The 16599-nt window shown below is 52.3% G+C and carries 13 protein-coding genes; 8 read left to right on the top strand and 5 right to left on the bottom strand.

Annotation, left to right across the window (positions count from 1 at the left end):
- Positions 1-83 precede the first annotated feature (83 nt).
- Positions 84-1277, top strand: coding sequence for a DUF4317 domain-containing protein (locus EVJ32_RS07865; RefSeq protein WP_131457794.1), 1194 nt, complete (start codon positions 84-86; stop codon positions 1275-1277).
- A gap of 408 nt (positions 1278-1685) precedes the next feature.
- Here the strand turns inward: EVJ32_RS07865 and EVJ32_RS07860 are convergent, their stop codons facing one another.
- Positions 1686-3131, bottom strand: coding sequence for a DEAD/DEAH box helicase (locus EVJ32_RS07860; RefSeq protein ID WP_131457793.1), 1446 nt, complete (start codon positions 3129-3131; stop codon positions 1686-1688).
- A 290-nt stretch (positions 3132-3421) separates the two neighbouring features.
- Between EVJ32_RS07860 and EVJ32_RS07855 the strand changes: the two genes are divergently transcribed.
- A complete protein-coding gene (locus EVJ32_RS07855; RefSeq protein ID WP_236634040.1) occupies positions 3422-4504 on the top strand; it encodes an alpha/beta hydrolase in 1083 nt (360 codons plus the stop codon).
- The gene (locus tag EVJ32_RS07850; RefSeq protein WP_131457792.1) at positions 4501-7278 is read left to right on the top strand and encodes a glycoside hydrolase family 3 C-terminal domain-containing protein; all 2778 of its coding nucleotides are present in this window, start codon (positions 4501-4503) and stop codon (positions 7276-7278) included. The genes EVJ32_RS07855 and EVJ32_RS07850 overlap by 4 nt, the downstream gene beginning before the upstream one ends.
- Before the next feature lie 89 nt (positions 7279-7367).
- Here the strand turns inward: EVJ32_RS07850 and hepT are convergent, their stop codons facing one another.
- Both hepT and mntA read right to left on the bottom strand, forming a co-directional pair.
- A complete protein-coding gene (hepT, locus tag EVJ32_RS07845; RefSeq protein WP_131457791.1) occupies positions 7368-7775 on the bottom strand; it encodes a type VII toxin-antitoxin system HepT family RNase toxin in 408 nt (135 codons plus the stop codon).
- Positions 7768-8175: a type VII toxin-antitoxin system MntA family adenylyltransferase antitoxin gene (mntA, locus tag EVJ32_RS07840; RefSeq protein ID WP_131457790.1), complete on the bottom strand. Its 408-nt coding sequence runs from the start codon at positions 8173-8175 to the stop codon at positions 7768-7770. Before mntA ends, hepT begins: the two co-directional genes overlap by 8 nt.
- Positions 8176-8304: 129 nt before the next feature.
- Between mntA and EVJ32_RS07835 the strand changes: the two genes are divergently transcribed.
- The 4 genes from EVJ32_RS07835 (at position 8305) to EVJ32_RS07820 (ending at position 12243) form a co-directional block, all read left to right on the top strand.
- Entirely contained in the window at positions 8305-8796 is a 492-nt protein-coding gene (locus EVJ32_RS07835) for an LURP-one-related/scramblase family protein (protein ID WP_131457789.1), read from the top strand.
- A gap of 13 nt (positions 8797-8809) precedes the next feature.
- Entirely contained in the window at positions 8810-9349 is a 540-nt protein-coding gene (locus EVJ32_RS07830) for an NUDIX hydrolase (RefSeq protein ID WP_131457788.1), read from the top strand.
- Positions 9324-9632: a DUF1349 domain-containing protein gene (locus tag EVJ32_RS07825; RefSeq protein WP_131457787.1), complete on the top strand. Its 309-nt coding sequence runs from the start codon at positions 9324-9326 to the stop codon at positions 9630-9632. The genes EVJ32_RS07830 and EVJ32_RS07825 overlap by 26 nt, the downstream gene beginning before the upstream one ends.
- A gap of 220 nt (positions 9633-9852) precedes the next feature.
- The gene (locus tag EVJ32_RS07820; protein ID WP_201738371.1) at positions 9853-12243 is read left to right on the top strand and encodes a carbohydrate binding domain-containing protein; all 2391 of its coding nucleotides are present in this window, start codon (positions 9853-9855) and stop codon (positions 12241-12243) included.
- 47 nt (positions 12244-12290) lie between these two features.
- Here EVJ32_RS07820 and mprF read toward each other — a convergent pair whose 3' ends face one another.
- Positions 12291-14789, bottom strand: coding sequence for a bifunctional lysylphosphatidylglycerol flippase/synthetase MprF (gene mprF / locus EVJ32_RS07815; protein ID WP_236639499.1), 2499 nt, complete (start codon positions 14787-14789; stop codon positions 12291-12293).
- A gap of 259 nt (positions 14790-15048) precedes the next feature.
- Here mprF and EVJ32_RS07810 point away from each other — a divergent pair, with 259 nt between their 5' ends.
- Positions 15049-15912, top strand: a complete 864-nt coding sequence (locus EVJ32_RS07810; RefSeq protein WP_131457784.1) for a DegV family protein — start codon at positions 15049-15051, stop codon at positions 15910-15912.
- Positions 15913-15959: 47 nt separating this feature from the next.
- Here EVJ32_RS07810 and EVJ32_RS07805 read toward each other — a convergent pair whose 3' ends face one another.
- Positions 15960-16502 (bottom strand): histidine phosphatase family protein, encoded by a 543-nt coding sequence (locus EVJ32_RS07805; RefSeq protein WP_131457783.1) that lies wholly within the window; start codon positions 16500-16502, stop codon positions 15960-15962.
- Positions 16503-16599 lie beyond the last annotated feature (97 nt).

The raw sequence follows: 16599 nt of genomic DNA, 5'->3' as shown, positions 1-16599 counted from the left end.
TTAGAACTACTGACATACGCGTGAGCAACAACTATTGGTATAATGAAGTCGGTTTGTAGTCAAGAACGAAGGAGTTGGAACAGATGAATCAAAAAGACATCGCGGCAATCCGAAAGCATTTCAAGTTGAATGCGGAAGCGGTCAAAATCGCTGAAATTTATAATATTTACATCCGGCAAGACAGCAACGAGATCTTCCACGAAGAGATGCGGTCGTTCCCGTTTTTGGAGCAAGAGCACCAAGAGCTATTTTTGACGAGTTTTAAGAAAGTACTCGGCGGCAAGCTCGACGAGAAGCTGTTTGAAGTGAAGTTCGAGCACCCGGAAGCGGGTCAGACCGACCATACGCAGACATTGTTGTACAAAGGACTGCAGACAGAAGACTTAGAGGACTGGGCCGCCTCGATGCAGAAAATCGCGTTGAAGATGGTTCAAGACGCCCCGTTCGAGAAAGATGTCGTCGTCACGTTCATTCGTTTCCAATACAATAAACCGACGCGGCGTCATTCCGAAGAGACGGAAATCGATATGCGCGACGAGGTGTACACGTCACGGTTCATCCTCGGCAGCATCAACCAGACCGAACTGCCGAAACAGTCGCTCGTGTTCGACTTTATCGAGCGTGAGTACAAATCGAACGTCTTCATCAATCCTGTCATCAAACTCGACGCACCCGTCGGCGGCTTCTTGTTCCCGTGTTTCACGGACAACGCGGCCGACGTCAACCATGTCCTGTATGCGGCCCAGAAGGCGCATCAACCGGACTTCGGTTTTATCGAGCACGTGTTGAATGGCACAGAAATCGTGACGGCGGTTGAAGAGAAAGCGATGTTCGAAGAAGTCGTCAAAGCCGTCATCGGGGAAGAAGTCAACTTGGCGACGCTCGCCACCGTCTATGAAGAGATCAATTATTTGATCGTCGCGGAAGAAGAGCGTGAGGACGAGGACGAGACGGTCCCGATGCTTGACGCACGAGCGGTCGAGGTCGTGTTGAAAGCGAGTGGCGTCGAGGACGTGACGACGGAGAAAGTCGAGCAGGCGTTCAAACAAGTCGTCGATGATACGCAATACGAGATGAAGGCGAGCAGCGTCGTCCCGAAGTATACGTCGAAGTCGATTAAAATCAACACGAAAGTCGCAAATATCACGATCAGCCCGCAAGATTTGAAATACGTGAAGCAAGTGAACGTGAAAGGCAAACGATGTCTGTTAATCGAATTGGAAGAGGACACGGAAATCGAAGGATTCAAGTTGATCTCGGAAGAACTGTTCGACTAATTCATCTCGGCTGGACAAAATCCGTTGCACCCGACAGAGCTGATTGAGCATGTGCTGGCAGCGATTGTTGTTTTTGTGATGTTATGTATTTCACGGGAAATGGCGAACGATAATTCGCACGCTAGCTGTGCTCTGTGTGCAAGATAGAAGTGACGGGATATCGTGCGCGAAACAATGCGGAATTGAAATTTTTAGAGTGAGAGATGAAGGCTCAGGCGACATTGCCTGAGCCTTTTTTTGACAATCAGGTGAGGAAGGTTGAATTCAAGACGTGTTATCGGTATGATTCTGTTGAAAGCGTTCTCTCGAAAACATTATTTTTTTACGGTTTTTCGAAAGCGCTTTCGATAACGTGGTCAAAACATAAAAAAGGCTCGGAGAGATCAAACTCTCCGAGACCTGGATTGGTTATTTATGTGCTTTACTCACTTTTAGCTTTTTACCTTTGATCGGTGTCGACTCCATCGCCTGAAGGACGAGTGAGCCTTTGCCGTTCAAGATGTCGACGTACGTCATCTGATCGGTGATCGTGATGATGCCGATGTCTTCGACTGTCACACCTGGGATTTTGGCGATCGTGCCGACGAAGTCGATGGCACGAAGTTTTTTCTTCTTCCCGCCGCTGAAGTGAAGCTTCAGGATGTCTTGGTTGATGCGGGCCGTCTTGTTGTTACGGACGACGCGTCGACCGCTCAACTTCTCTTCGAACGCCGCTTTGCCGCGAGCGACTTGTGCTTCGGTAGGGGCGTCCATCGTCGGGATCTCGAACTTGATGAACGCTTCGATGGCGCGAACGAATTTACCTTCATAAGGAGTCGCGAGCGTGAGGGCTTTCCCTTTGTTACCGGCACGGCCTGTCCGTCCGGTCCGGTGCACGTAGCTCTCTTTTTCCATCGGCACGTCATAGTTGATGACAAGATTGACGTTATCGATATCGATGCCGCGTGCCGCGACGTCTGTCGCGACGAGATAACGGAAGTTGCCCGTCTTGAACCCTTCCATGACTGCGAACCGGTCTTCTTGCTCGAGTCCACCGTGGAGCCGTTCACAAGAATAGCCGGCCTTATCGAGCGCGCTGTACACGGTGTCGACATGTTCTTTCGTCCGGCAGAAGATGAGACAGCTGTCAGGATTTTCGACGACAGTGATGTTTTGTAACACCGACAACTTGTCTTCATTGCGGACTTCGATCAAGCCGTGCTCGATCGTCGAGGCCGTGACGCCAGCAGACTCGATCGAGATGCGGGTCGGCTCGTTCATGTGTTGTTTACACAGACGCTCGATGTCATTCGGGAACGTGGCCGAGAACACCATCGTGACGCGATCAGTCGGTAGCTTTTGAATGATGGCTTCAACGTCGGCGAGGAAGCCGCGGTTCAACATCTCGTCCGCCTCATCGATGATCAAGTACTTGATTTGGTCCAAGACGAGCGTTTCACGTTCGATATGGTCCATGACGCGTCCCGGTGTCCCGACGACGATATGTGTCTTCTGTTTCAAGTCTTCACGTTGTTTCGAGAACGGTTCTTTCCCGTAGACGGCAGTCGCCTTGATCCGTTTGAAGCGGCCGATGTTCGTCATGTCTTCCCGGACTTGGACGGCGAGCTCGCGTGTCGGTGTGAGAATTAACACTTGTGGTTTGTTTTCTTCCCACTCGATCATTTCAGTGATAGGAATGCCGAATGCGGCCGTCTTGCCGCTCCCGGTCTGTGCTTTGACGACTAGATCTTGGTGCTCGAGTGCGAGCGGGATGACTTTCTGTTGCACTTCTGTCGGTGCCACGTACTTCATGATACCGAGTGCGCGTTGGATGTCTTCACTTAAGCGGTAGTCCGCAAAGTTTGGTTGATTCATATGTTTACCTCGTTTTCGTGTAAGAAACTTCTGTTGCAGAAATTTTCATTAGCAATTTGGATTACGTCTCATTATACACGAAAGGGAGCAGTTCGTCGTTCATCCGTGAAATCGAGCGAGTGCGAAAGGGGAGAGGTCGAACTGACTTCTACCGCCTAACGCTAGTTGTGTCAACACTTCACCGATGACACGACCGAATTTGAAGCCGTGTCTGAAGAAGTAAGATTTAAGTCAACGGATAAAGCTGTCATCAGCAAGGTAGCGGTGATTGAGAAAGGAGCATTCAGTTCATGTCGACTCAAAGTAACCCGTACGAACGGTTAGTTGACGAGTTAAGTGCAGTACATATTCGAGAGATGATCGCTGGCGTCGAGACGACGATCAAACCGATCCCGGACTCAAATAAACAAGGTGACCTCGACCCACGCGTGTTGGCGAACACCAGTCAGCAGGCACCGGCCGATGAGGCACCGGCACCGTTTGACCTCGCGGCCGTCCGCGCAAGCATGGGCTGGCCGAACCGTGACGTGACGACACGTCCGATCACGACGGAACCGATCACGATTCCAAGTCTTGAAGGCGACATCCCGGCCCGACTCTATCGGCCCGAGTCAGATGAGCCGTTACCGGCCGTCCTGTTCTTCCACGGCGGCGGTTTCTTCGGCGGGACACTCGATACGGTCGAGAACCCGTGCAAAGCGCTCGCTGAGAAAGCGAACGCGGTCGTCGTCTCGGTCGACTATCGGCTCGCGCCGGAGCATCCGTTCCCGGCTGGCTTGCATGATTGCTTTCAAGCGGTCAAATGGGTATACGACCAGGCCGATGAGCTCGGGGTGTTGCGAGACACTATCGCCGTCGCGGGCGATAGCGCCGGGGGAAATTTGGCGACCGGCTGCTGTTTACTCGATCGTGCGCAACAGACGAGCATGATCAGCTTCCAGGCACTCATCTATCCGGTCGTCAATTTAGGTTCGGTCCCGACAGATGATTACGCATGGGACATCGCACAATACGATATCCGACATCATCACGACTTGATTCGCGGGATGGTGCTAGCGCTCAGCGATTCGGATTCGATGTTCAACAACATTTATTTACAAGGTGCGACCGACGTGACGCATCCGCTCGTATCGCCCTTGTTGGCGGACGACTTGAAGAACCTCCCGCCCGCGCTTATCGTGACGGCGGAGTACGATTATTTGCGCTTAGAAGGCGAGGCGTATGCGCGGAAACTCGCGCGCGACGGCGTGAAGACGAGACTGATTCAATACCGAGGGATGGACCACGCCTTCCTCGATAAAATCGGGGACTATCCGCAAGCTGAAGACTGTATGAACGAAATCGCAAACGAAATGAAGGAGCTGACAACATGAAACATTACACATTGAACTGGGATACGTATAAACAACTGGCGCGAACGGCGGTCGCCGAAGGGGCTGTCCTCTTAAAGAACGAACAGACGCTGCCGATCCAGGCGGGGACGACCGTGTCCGTGTTCGGTCGCAGCCAATTCAACTACTATAAGAGCGGGACCGGCTCAGGAGGGATGGTCAACGTCTCCCACGTGACGAGTCCGCTCGAGGCGCTCCAAGCGAGTGAAGGCATCCAGCTGAACGAGTCGCTCCTTCAGACGTATGAGGCGTGGGTCGAAGAAAACCCGTTCGACAAAGGTGTCGGCTGGGCCGGCGAACCGTGGTCACAGCCGGAGATGGCCGTCACGGACGCGCTCGTCGCGGAAGCGGCAGCCAAGTCGGATATGGCGCTCATCATGATCGGGCGTACGGCGGGTGAGGACCGTGACAACACGGCCGACCCGGGCAGCTACTTGTTGACCGAGATCGAGAACGAGTTGATCGAGAAAGTGTCGAAGGCGTTTACGAAGACGGCCGTCGTCTTGAACGTCGGCAACATCATCGATATGAAGTGGGCGACGGACTATGAGCCGAGCGCGATTCTTTACGCATGGCAAGGGGGATTAGAAGGTGGGACGGGACTCGTCGATGTACTCACAGGCAAAGTCAGCCCGTCCGGCAAGTTGACAGACACGATCGCCCGGTCGATTGACGACTATCCGTCGACGAAAAACTTCGGTCACGCCGACAAAGGAATTTATCAAGAAGATATTTATGTCGGCTATCGCTATTTCGAGACGTTCGCGAAAGACGAGGTGCTCTATCCATTCGGTTTCGGGTTGTCGTATACACGTTTCAGCACGGAAGTCGTTGAAACGAGCGAACAGAACGGTTTGATTACGATCAACGTCGCGGTGACGAACACCGGGGCAGTTGACGGGAAAGAAGTCGTCCAGTTGTATGTCGAGAAGCCGCAAGGCGTCCTCGGTAACCCGGCGCGCGCCCTCGTCGCGTTCGATAAGACAGGTCTGCTTGCACCAGGAGAGCGGCAAACGCTCGAATTCTCCGTCCCGGTCACGGAATTTGCGAGCTATGACGATCGTGGCGTCACCGGACACGCGTCGAGCTTTGTCTTAGAAGCGGGGACGTACCGGATTCACGCTGGGACGGACGTCCGTTCAGCTGTCGCGGTCTTCGACTATGAGCTCGCCGAACTACAAGTCGTCGAGACGCTCAGCGAGAACATGGCGCCGGTCACACCGTTCGACCGCATCAAGCCGGTCGCAAGCGGCCAAGGATATGAAGTCAGCTATGAAGAAACACCGCTGCGCCAGGTTGACGTCGAGGCACGTTATCTCGCCGAACGTCCGATGCAGCGCCATCAGACAAGCGACAACGGCTTGAAGCTGACGGACGTCTATCACGGGAAAGCCGAGCTTGAGACGTTCCTCGACCAGTTGACGGATGAGGACCTCGCCTGTATCGTCCGCGGACAAGGCATGAACTCGCCTCGCGTGACACCAGGGACGGCCGCCGCGTTCGGCGGCGTGTCGGACCGTTTGAACGAGCTCGACATTCCGGCCGCTTGTTGCGCGGACGGTCCGTCTGGTATCCGGATGGACATCGGCACGAAGGCGTTCGCGTTGCCGAACGGGACGCTGTTAGCGTCAAGCTTCAACGTGGCGTTGATCGAAGACCTGTTCGAGATGACGGGACTCGAGATGCGGAAAAACCGCGTCGACACGTTGCTCGGACCAGGAATGAACATCCATCGTAATCCGCTCAACGGACGGAACTTCGAGTACTTCTCGGAAGATCCGCACGTGACGGGCAAGATGGCGATCGCCCAGTTGAACGGGATGCACCGCGTCGGCGTGACCGGTACGCTCAAACACTTCAGCGCCAACAACCAAGAAGCGCACCGCCACGACATCGACTCGGTCGTCTCGGAACGGGCGTTACGCGAGATTTATTTGAAAGGGTTCGAGATGGCGGTCAAAGAAGGCAAGGCGACGTCGATCATGACGACGTACGGTGCCGTCAACGGCGTCTGGACGGCCGGGCTATATGATCAGAACACACGTGTCCTTCGCGACGAGTGGGGCTTTGAAGGCATCGTCATGACCGATTGGTGGGCGAAAGTGAACCACCATGAAGATGAGCCGGCGAACCGTCAGAACACGGCGGCGATGGTCCAGTCGCAGAACGACTTGTACATGGTCGTCGACCGTCCGGATACGAACTCGTTCGACGACAATACGGGAGCGGCACTCGCTGCCGGTACGTTGACGCGGGCGGAACTGTTGCGGAGTGCGGCGAACATTTGCCGCTTCGTCTTGCAGTCTCCGGCGATGGAGCGTCTGCTCGGGCTTCATGACGGTTCAGTCGAAGTGATCGGACTCGACGAAGAAGAAGGACAAACGATCGATTTCGATGTGACGTATCAGCATCTTGCGAACGGAGAGAGCGTCAGCTTGATCGACGCGGACACATCGACGGGGAACACACACGTCTTCGCCGTATCGGTCGATGAGACGGGCACGTACGACGTGACGATCACGGCCCGTTCGGAAGCAGGAGAGCTCGCTCAAATGCCTGTGACGCTATTTGCGAACAACATCCCGGGTCCGACGTTCACGTTTAACGGAACGGGCGGGGAATGGGTGACGCAGACGAAGCAACTGTTCTTCTTGAACCAACACAACTACTTGCAGCTCTACTTCACACTCGGCGGTCTCGACGTGAAAGACATCACGTTCACGCTCGCTGACTCGTTCAGTATGAAGAACGGATAATTGAAAAACGCCGTCTCGAAAAGAGGCGGCGTTTTAATATGCTTTTAGGGATTTCCACGTCGATTCATGGCACTGAAGAGCCGTGGTTGTCACACATCCAGTTGGAGAATGATTTTTGTGAACGTCTTAAAATCATCGATGTGCTTTTCGAGAATCGCTTCAAGAATATCGAGTTGGAGTGCTTGATAGTCATGGACGGCGATATTACGGAATCCGACCATGTTCACGAGCGTCTTCGCTAGGGCGCTGTCAATGATGCCTGCCTCCTCGAGCATGATGAACCCGTCCCGGCTCGCTTTGGGCACGCCCAATTTCTTTTGGCTGACTAGGTACATCGCGATATCGATACTCGCTTCACACGCACGTTGGATATTGAGAATGATGCTGTCTTGCTTCGTGAAATCGTGTAGGTGATCTGGATTATCGTCATACACGTCATGGATTCGCTGAAGACAGCGTTCGATTGTCGTCACTTTGTTCAACACAACATCATTCATCGAATACACTTCCTCTAGCTTTGATTTCTTTCAAGACGATGTCTCGTTGTTCGTTCAATTCGGCATACATCCGATATGCTTTAATGCGTTGCCGTACCCATTCATTTTCGTCTCGAATTAGGAAAGGGATGCCCTCTGAGAATATCTGCATGGCAAAGACGGTATCGACTTCACGGATATCGACGAGGTCGACATCTCGTCCACATAGAAGTGCTAATTCGCTGGCCAAGTTGAAGCGTTCATATGGTGAGAGTCGCTTCTGACCGAAGTATGCTAAATCGACATCACTATCCTCACGATCTGTTCCTTTGGCGAATGACCCGAACAACAAGATGAAATCCGCGTCTGTTTCACGTTGAAGCGTTTCAATGATCATTTGTCTTACTTTTTCAGAAATCATACTCTCACCTCCTCATTTCATTATACGCTCTCTAGTATCGGCCTGAACATTTATTCAGTCAGAAAAAATGAATCATAATCGGATAAAGAGTCGTATAGAGGATAACACGGAAAAAATGGAGGAATGATAATGAACACGCTTTACATGAAACAGAAAGTCTTCAGCTTGCGCGGACGGTTCACGATCAAGGACGCGGATGAAAACGATATGTATTTCGTCGAAGGGAGCTTTATGAAGCTGCCGAAGTCGTTCACCATCTCGGACAAGGATGGGCGCGAGATCACGACCATTACGAAAAAGACGTTCAGCTTCTTACCGAAGTTTTACGTCGACGTCGAGGGCGAAGAGACGATGACGATCTCAAAAGAGTTCACCTTCTTCAAACCGCGTTATACGATTGACGCAGCAGGGATTGAAATCGGTGGCGACTGGTGGGATATGGACTTCGAGGTGACACAGAACGGGCAAGTCATCGGCAGCGTCCAGAAGAAATGGTTGTCATGGGGCGACACGTATGAGATTCAAGTGATCGATGAGACGATGGAGCACATGCTCATCTCGATCGTCGTCGCCATCGATTGTGTGAAATCAGATCAAGCGGCAGCGAGTGCGGCCACATAAAGGGGATTGAACGATGGAGTTTTGGGACGTCTATAACGTTGACCGAGAAAAAACAGGGCGGACGTGGCAGCGGGGCAATCGTCTCGAGAATGGCGATTACCATCTTGTCATCCACGTCTGTATCTTTAACAAGCAAGGACAGATGTTGATTCAGCAGCGTCAGCCGTTCAAAGACGGCTGGTCGAACATGTGGGACATAACGGTCGGCGGCAGTGCCACGGTCGGCGACACGAGCCAACAGGCGGCGATGCGCGAGCTTGAAGAAGAGATCGGTCTGACACTAGACTTAACAGACACGCGACCACATTTGACGATCAACTTTGACGAAGGGTTCGACGACATCTATCTTGTCGAAATGGATGTCGATTTGAATAAGTTGACGCTTCAAGAATCAGAAGTGCAGGCGGTGCAGTGGGCGGATGAGGCGACGATTCTTAACATGATTCGAGCGGGTGAGTTCATCCCGTACCACGAACCGATGATTCCATTGTTGTTCGCGATGCGAGGCCAATGGGGAGGAATCAATCATGTGGCAGCAGTACACGTGGATTAACGAGCCGAGAGCAACAGATGTACGGGAGAGACTTACCTTCGAGACAGAAGCGGACACCGATTTTTGGCGCAACACCCACTACGGTTTCAACCGGATGACGGCGCACGCCTTGTTGACAGATGTGTCGACCGAACAGTTCACGTGTCGCGCGACTGTAGAGATGAAGCCGAGCTATACATACGATCAGGCTGGCATTTTGTTGTATGTGAATGACGACCATTGGCTCAAGACGTCGATCGAATACATTCAGGATTTTCAGTCACATTTTCAGATTGGACAGTGAGGAAAACTTAAGCATCGACCTGATTTATGGGTTGGTGCTTTTTTATGTGTCATTTTCATTTCACTTCAAGAAAATGGTTGAATCTAGGTAGGTGAAAAAATTATAATAGACATAACGAAAGCGCTTTCGGAAAACGCTTTCAATGTTCGTGCGTTGTTAGAGGAGAGGCAGGTACGACTGGAGTGTGTCTGCCTTCATTTATGTCAAAGGAGGAATTTTGATGAAGAAATGGGTAGCACTTGCTCTCGGTACCGGACTTGTCTTGTCAGCCGCACAAGGCGCATCTGCCGAAAAGCCAGAGAAAAAAGACCATACGAAATGGAAGCTCGTCTGGGCGGATGAGTTCAGTAAGAAAGAGATCGACCAGACAAAATGGAATTTCGATACGGGGAACTGGTTACTCGGCAAGGATGGGAATCCAGTGGCACCAGGATGGGGAAACAATGAGAAGCAATTTTATACGGACAAAAACGAAAACGCTTTCGTAAAAGACGGCAAGCTCGTCATTCGGGCTCAAAAAGAGCAGACGACGGACGAACTTGGGACGTATGACTATACATCGGCGAAGTTGACGACGAAAGGGAAGTTCAATCAAACGTACGGCCGTTACGAGATGCGGGCCAAACTTCCAATCGGCAAAGGGCTATGGCCGGCGTTTTGGATGCTTCCGGAAGATGACCGTTACGGTGGGTGGGCCGCTTCGGGTGAAATCGACATCATGGAATCGTGGGGCAGTCAACCAGACAAAGTCGCTGGGACGATTCATTACGGTGAGACGTGGCCAAACAACAAGTATACGGGCAAAGACTATCACTTTGCAGAAGGTAACGGCATCGACAAATGGCATACATATGCCGTCGAGTGGGAGCCGGGCGAGTTGCGTTGGTATGTCGATGGAAAACTGTATCAGACCCAAAACGATTGGTACGCCAAAGGTTTGAACCAAGCGACGAAGTTCAGCTACCCGGCGCCGTTCGACCAAAACTTCTACTTGATCATGAACTTGGCCGTCGGCGGTTGGTTTGACGGGGACGTCGATGCGACGACACCGTTCCCGGCCGAGATGGAGGTCGATTACGTCCGTGTGTTCGATTTACAGAACCGCGACTACCGCAAGGCGGTCGAACCGGTGTACACGGACGAAGAAATCGTATTGCCGGACGGAGCGAAACAACCGTCTGAAGACGGAAACCTCGTCTACGACCAAGATTACACGGAGCCGATCACGACCGTGACGAACGGTTCGCAAGCGCTCGATCCGACGTACTGGAACTATGTGGCCTTGCCAGACTTTGGCGGCGTCGGGACGGTTGATGTCATCGAACAAGCAGGCTCACGCTTTGCCGACATCTCGATCACTCAAGCCGGCAGTCAGCCATATTCGCACCAATTGATTCAAAACGTCTCACTCGGTAAAGGCGGACACTATAAAGTGACGTTCGACGCGAGTGCCGATTCGGCCCGTTCGATCGCCGTGAAAGTCGGCGGCGGACCAGACCGCGGCTACGCGAAATACTCGGATGAAGGTTCATTCGATTTGACGACAGACGTACAGACATATTCGATGACGTTTGATATGGCGGAAGACACGGATCTCGCGGCACGTCTCGAGTTCAATGTCGGACTCAGCACGGCCGGCGTTCAAATCGGGAACGTCCGTGTCGAACAGACCGAGCGTGCAGCGCTCGACCCGAACGCTACGAAACCAGCGCTCGGCGACGGGAACTTGGTCTACAACGGAACGTTTGACCAAGGCGCGATGGACCGCTTGACATACTGGCAGTTCGACCCGGGCGCAACGAAAGGGACGGCTACAGTTGACGAGAAGTTGCGTCACTTCAAGTTCGTGACGAACCCGAAAAAGGGCGAACCGGCAACGCTCGTCCAAAACGGGATTCAATTGACGGAAGGTCATGACTACGTGTTGCGCTTTAAAGCGAGAGCGGAACGCATCAAAGCACTTCAAGTCGGTTTGAATGGAGCCGACGGCAACACGTATCTCCCGCTTCAAGACGTCGCGTTGACGCGCGAGTTTGAAACGATCGAGATCCCGTTCACGATGGGACAAGCGACAGACCTGTTGAGCCAGCTCCAGTTCGTGCTCGGCTCGGCGAAAGGCTCGATTGAGCTTGACGACGTCAAACTGTTCGATGTGACACCGATCGCGATCGACCCGTCTCCGCTGAAGAACGGATCGTTCACGGACGGGTTGACACATTGGGGCTCTTACGTGCACTTCGATGCGCAAGCCGCGGTTGAAGCGGTGAACGAAGCCGCTCAAATCTCGATCGGGCAAGAAGGACAGGAACCTTGGAGCGTCTTGCTTGAGCAAGGCGGTCTTGAACTGCACCAGGGACAGACGTATGTCGTCCGTTTCGATGCTTCTTCGACAGTCGCGCGCAACATGGAAGTGACGGTCGAGAACGCGGCGTATACGCGTTACTTGAGCCAAATCGTTCAAGTCGGACCTGAGACGAAAACGTATGAGTTTGAGCTCACGATGGGTCAAACCGATATGACAGGATTGAAATTCTTGCTCGGACGCACGGACGGTTCGCCGCTCGGTGCGCACGATGTGACGATCGATAATGTCAGTGTGACAACGAAATAATGCAAACAAGGAGCGTCTCGACATTTTCGAGGCGCTCCTTTCGCGTGTCATTGAACGTTTTTTCGACTGATGAGCCGGGCCGTGCGCAACAAGGAAGGCAGGAGCGTCCGTCGTTGCCGGAACGCCAAGTAGCGGCCTTCCCATGTCGGTTTGAACTTGTTCTTAAATTGCCTTAACCCACTGAACGGATAAATGTAGCTGATGTTCTCGAAGATGTCCGCCGCGATCCGCTCGGGCCAGTAAGCGAACGTATGCTCACCGACCGATGCGAGTGGGGCGACTCCGAGCCCGACATCGGCATACCCATTCTCCCGCGCCCACTCGATTACGTGAAGAATCAGTATTTCGATTGAGCCGGGCGGGGCGTCACAACACGAGCGCATCAAGTCAATCGATACGGTACCATGCCCGCGCAGCAGCGTGATGAAGGCGACAATTTGTCCATCGACGTCCTTCAGCAGCGCCATCGGATAATGGGATAGGGACTGCTCGTTGAAAAATCCGAGCGAGAAGCCTTTCTCACTGCGATTACCGATCCATTCTTCGGAAATATCTTTTAACGAGGTGATGATCGCCTCGTTCGGTCGCGTGATCACGTCCACGGTAAAGCCTTTTTTTATGAACTGGTTGTTTAGGGAGCGCATGTTCGCGCGCTTTTTACCTGTCAGTGAGAACGTATCGACATTGATCGTCGCCTCTTCGCCGAGCTTGAAAAACGTGAAGCCAGCGTCATGCAGGCGCGGCATCCAGTTCGGTGTGGCTTGATAGAACAACGGGACATAGCCGAGATGATCGGTCGCCTCAATGAACTGAATCAACAGCTCGGAGGCGGCACTCGTCTCACCTTGTATGTCTCCTAAAACGATTGCGTGATTACCAGATAACGCGAACAACAGGCAGGCGTTGTCATCAGGCCCATAATAGACGCGCTTGTCATTCATGTAAGCCAAATCAAACGTGTGTGATGTCGCATGCGTCGTCTGGAACCGTTCAAAGCGCACCGGTTCGAACGCCTCACCAAGACGGGGACGCTTCAGACGGTTAAACAAGACGAACAGGACACTCAATAGCAGGCCTGATATCATGACAGCGCTCACGCTTAACAGGGCAGCTTGATCCGGTTCAAAGAAAATCGTGTCGCTTTGACTGAATGACTGGAGCAAAATCGCATGTGTCCCGACATATAGACTGACGTACAACACGTTTCGGAAGAAGCGGCTGATGGTCAGGATCGAGCGATACCGCGTGTGCTGGTTTCGGGTCAGCCAAACGAACAAGGCAAATCCGACCACGACCAACGCTTCGAACAAATTGAACCCGCGTGCGAATATACCAAGCGTCGCGAAGAAGAACGACACAGCCGTGATCCACAGCACCCGTTTCGTGCGGATATACATGCCGTAGGTGCTCACTAACGTCAGGAGTCCGGCAACGAACAGACAAAGCGTCCCGACCCATTGCATCCAAGGGGCTGTCACATAAAGCGGGGCCACACTCGGGAGCAGCGTTTGAAACCAGAGGACGAGACTCGTCATCAAAGCGATCAGACTGCCGGCGAGCCGACCGGTCTTGGCGAGTGTCCGCAACACGGTGCGCCAGACGACCGTCCCGATTTCATACGATGAGCCGATGATCGGTTTGTATTCGATTTGTTTGACGACCTGGTCCCCGAAGGCGATCGCGGCTAAAAACAAACCAATCATGAACGGGACGATGAAGTAGACGAACCGATAGACGATCAAGGATGACAAGACAATCTCTTGATCGATGCCGAGCTGCGTCATCCCGACCAAATACAATAGATCAAACGAGCCGGCTCCGCCTGGGACGAGTGAAACGACCCCGACGATTGTGGCGACGATGAATACGCCCAGCATACTAGCAATCGGGGCGTCCCCGCCGAGGAGATACAAGGCGTACAAGGCGACGAGTCCTGCTGTCACCCATTCCGTGAATGATGTGGCGATGTAGCCGAGTAACGTCGACCAGCTCAAGTTCGATCGTTTGCGGGTCATATAGATGTAAAGTGGCAAGACGGCTAGCGTTGCCAGCAATATGGGCCAAATCCACTGCTTCGTCGATATCAGCGTTGTGGCCGGAAATAGGCCGGATAGGACCCCGATCGACAGTAGAGACAGTCCGCTGATCAGCGTCGGTGTCATCCAACCGATAGCCCGGAGCAGTCGCAATGTATCCGTGTACGGACGATACAGCGAGGTCCTGAGTGCGATGCCGATGACGCCGCCGAACCCGAGCATGCCGTTCATCGAGTTGGTGATCCAAGCCGCACGAAGCAACTTGTGGAACGGGATATGAACGTTCAATGAGCGGAGTAAAAAGTAGTCGTATCCGGTCATCGTCAGGACAGCGAGCAAGCCGAGAAGAATCAAGCTGGATTGTTCGAATCCTGTCAGTTTTTCTAACGCCGAGAAGGCGGCTGCGAGCGATAAGTTTTGTAGTTCTTGCCCGCTCTGATAAAGAATCAGGCCAATCAATAGGAATGGAACCAACCATTTCAGCTGCTTCCAAGAAAGTCGTTTTTGCATCATGTTTTCTCCTTACGGCTACGAGCTTAGTGTTAGCAGTATATGCTGTTTTGCTTGTCAGGAATAGTTAATCCTGTAGTGTATACGACCCGAATTCGCACATCGATTCAAAAACATGAACAAGTCGCACATTGAGCCTAGTAAAAAAACATCAAACCCCCTATATTTGGTACACTAAAGGTGTCCTATCTTGACGTCTTGATCGGCGTAGTGAACTAGGACGATTCCCGTCACCTTAGGAGACATTTTGGAGGAAATTATGATTAAATTACTAGCCGACTCAACTTGCGATTTATCAGACGACATTTTAGTAAAATATGATATCGGTGTAGCTCCACTCATCATCACGATGAACAATAAATCGTATGAAGACCGCGTCGATATTCAGCCCGATGAGTTTTACGGAATGTTGGAAGCGCTACCGGAATTTCCGACGACGGCGATGCCGAGCCCGGCGACATTTTTGAAACTGATGGAAGATGCCGTCACGGCCGGCCATCACGAAATTTTATGTATCTGCATGTCGAGTGGGACGAGTGGTTCGTATCAATCGGCCGTGCTCGGCAAAGAATATTTTGAAGAGGCGCATCCGGATTCGACGGTGAAGATTCATATTGTTGATTCCCGTTCGATGAGCCACGGCAGTGGTTGGTTACTTATGAAGAGCGCGCAGATGCGTGAAGCGGGTGCGACGTTCGAGGAACTCGTCGACTTCAATGAGGCGTATAAGATAAAAGTGAAGCACTTCTTGTCGGTCGACGACTTGGATCATTTGATCAAGAGTGGCCGCATCTCGAACGCGAGCGCGATCATCGGCAAGCTGTTGATGGTCAAGCCGATCATGAGCATGAAGAACGGGAAAGGTGCCATCGTCGCCAAAGAACGCGGAACTCGGAAAGTGCTCAAGCACTACACGGACGAGTTCATTAAACGCTACGACAAGGACATCACGAACTTCATCATCATCGGTTATACGTCGGACCAGAAAATCGCTGAGAACTTGAAAGTGAAAATCCAAGCCGAATCGGACTTCGAAGGTGAGATCTATCTGATGCAGATGGGTGTCTCGGTCGGCACGCACGTCGGCCTAGGTGCGATCTCGATGTTCTTTGTGGAAAAGTGAAGCAGTGAAGCCGTCTCGTGATGAGACGGCTTTTTCTGTGGATAACGTTATCCACAGGTCGGGTCCGACCAGACGCGTTTGACTGAAAAAAAGTTATCCACAATTTTCAACTGATAGACGTCCGGATTACTAAGATTCCGCCACGTCTCGAAATCAAACTGGTTATCCACATGTTGTAATAAGAGCGCGAGCAGATTGCCGTGCGTCACGAGAATCGTCGGACCGTTTATTTGAGTGACGACGTCCAAAATCCGAGCAGTTGCGTCTAGGCCCGATTCAGCTTCGGGTAACTTGAACGAAGGGTCGTCGAACGAGTGGCGGAGTAGGTCGAACCAATCAGCCCTCGGTTCGAGCGAGAGGATGCGCTCACGAAGCTTCGGTTCCTGTTCAATCGTTAAGTTCCGCTCGTTAGCGACAGGTGTGATTGAAGCGACGGCCCGAGTGTAATCGCTTGAGATGATGCGCTCGATCGGGATGTCTTGAAAGAAAGCAGAAAGGTCGAGCGCTTGCTGTTCACCGGTTTCCGTGAGCGGAGCGTCCGGCTCTTGACCGGTGGCCGAGCAATGACGGACGAGATAGATGGTTGGCATGGTGGATTCTCCTTGATCATTTTTGATGAGAAGATAATAATGAAATATATGTAAAACGATTTCATGTAATAGGAATTATTTCAATTTATTATAATTC

Origin of the sequence: Exiguobacterium sp. SH5S4 (genome assembly GCF_004337045.1) — a bacterium.
In the GTDB taxonomy this organism is placed as follows: Bacteria; Bacillota; Bacilli; order Exiguobacteriales; family Exiguobacteriaceae; genus Exiguobacterium; species Exiguobacterium aurantiacum_A.
The sequence above is the reverse complement of the archived record's forward strand: the minus strand, read 5'-3'. Positions and strand labels throughout refer to the sequence as shown.

Bases quoted from the DNA above. Each gene is read 5' to 3' on its own strand.
- EVJ32_RS07865 (WP_131457794.1), top strand. From the start codon at position 84: ATGAATCAAAAAGACATCGCGGCAATCCGAAAGCATTTCAAGTTGAAT.
- hepT (WP_131457791.1), bottom strand. From the start codon at position 7,775: ATGAATGATGTTGTGTTGAACAAAGTGACGACAATCGAACGCTGTCTT.
- EVJ32_RS07860 (WP_131457793.1), bottom strand. From the start codon at position 3,131: ATGAATCAACCAAACTTTGCGGACTACCGCTTAAGTGAAGACATCCAA.
- EVJ32_RS07830 (WP_131457788.1), top strand. From the start codon at position 8,810: ATGGAGTTTTGGGACGTCTATAACGTTGACCGAGAAAAAACAGGGCGG.
- EVJ32_RS07835 (WP_131457789.1), top strand. From the start codon at position 8,305: ATGAACACGCTTTACATGAAACAGAAAGTCTTCAGCTTGCGCGGACGG.
- mprF (WP_236639499.1), bottom strand. From the start codon at position 14,789: ATGCAAAAACGACTTTCTTGGAAGCAGCTGAAATGGTTGGTTCCATTC.
- EVJ32_RS07820 (WP_201738371.1), top strand. From the start codon at position 9,853: ATGAAGAAATGGGTAGCACTTGCTCTCGGTACCGGACTTGTCTTGTCA.
- EVJ32_RS07805 (WP_131457783.1), bottom strand. From the start codon at position 16,502: ATGCCAACCATCTATCTCGTCCGTCATTGCTCGGCCACCGGTCAAGAG.
- EVJ32_RS07825 (WP_131457787.1), top strand. From the start codon at position 9,324: ATGTGGCAGCAGTACACGTGGATTAACGAGCCGAGAGCAACAGATGTA.
- EVJ32_RS07855 (WP_236634040.1), top strand. From the start codon at position 3,422: ATGTCGACTCAAAGTAACCCGTACGAACGGTTAGTTGACGAGTTAAGT.
- EVJ32_RS07810 (WP_131457784.1), top strand. From the start codon at position 15,049: ATGATTAAATTACTAGCCGACTCAACTTGCGATTTATCAGACGACATT.
- mntA (WP_131457790.1), bottom strand. From the start codon at position 8,175: ATGATTTCTGAAAAAGTAAGACAAATGATCATTGAAACGCTTCAACGT.
- EVJ32_RS07850 (WP_131457792.1), top strand. From the start codon at position 4,501: ATGAAACATTACACATTGAACTGGGATACGTATAAACAACTGGCGCGA.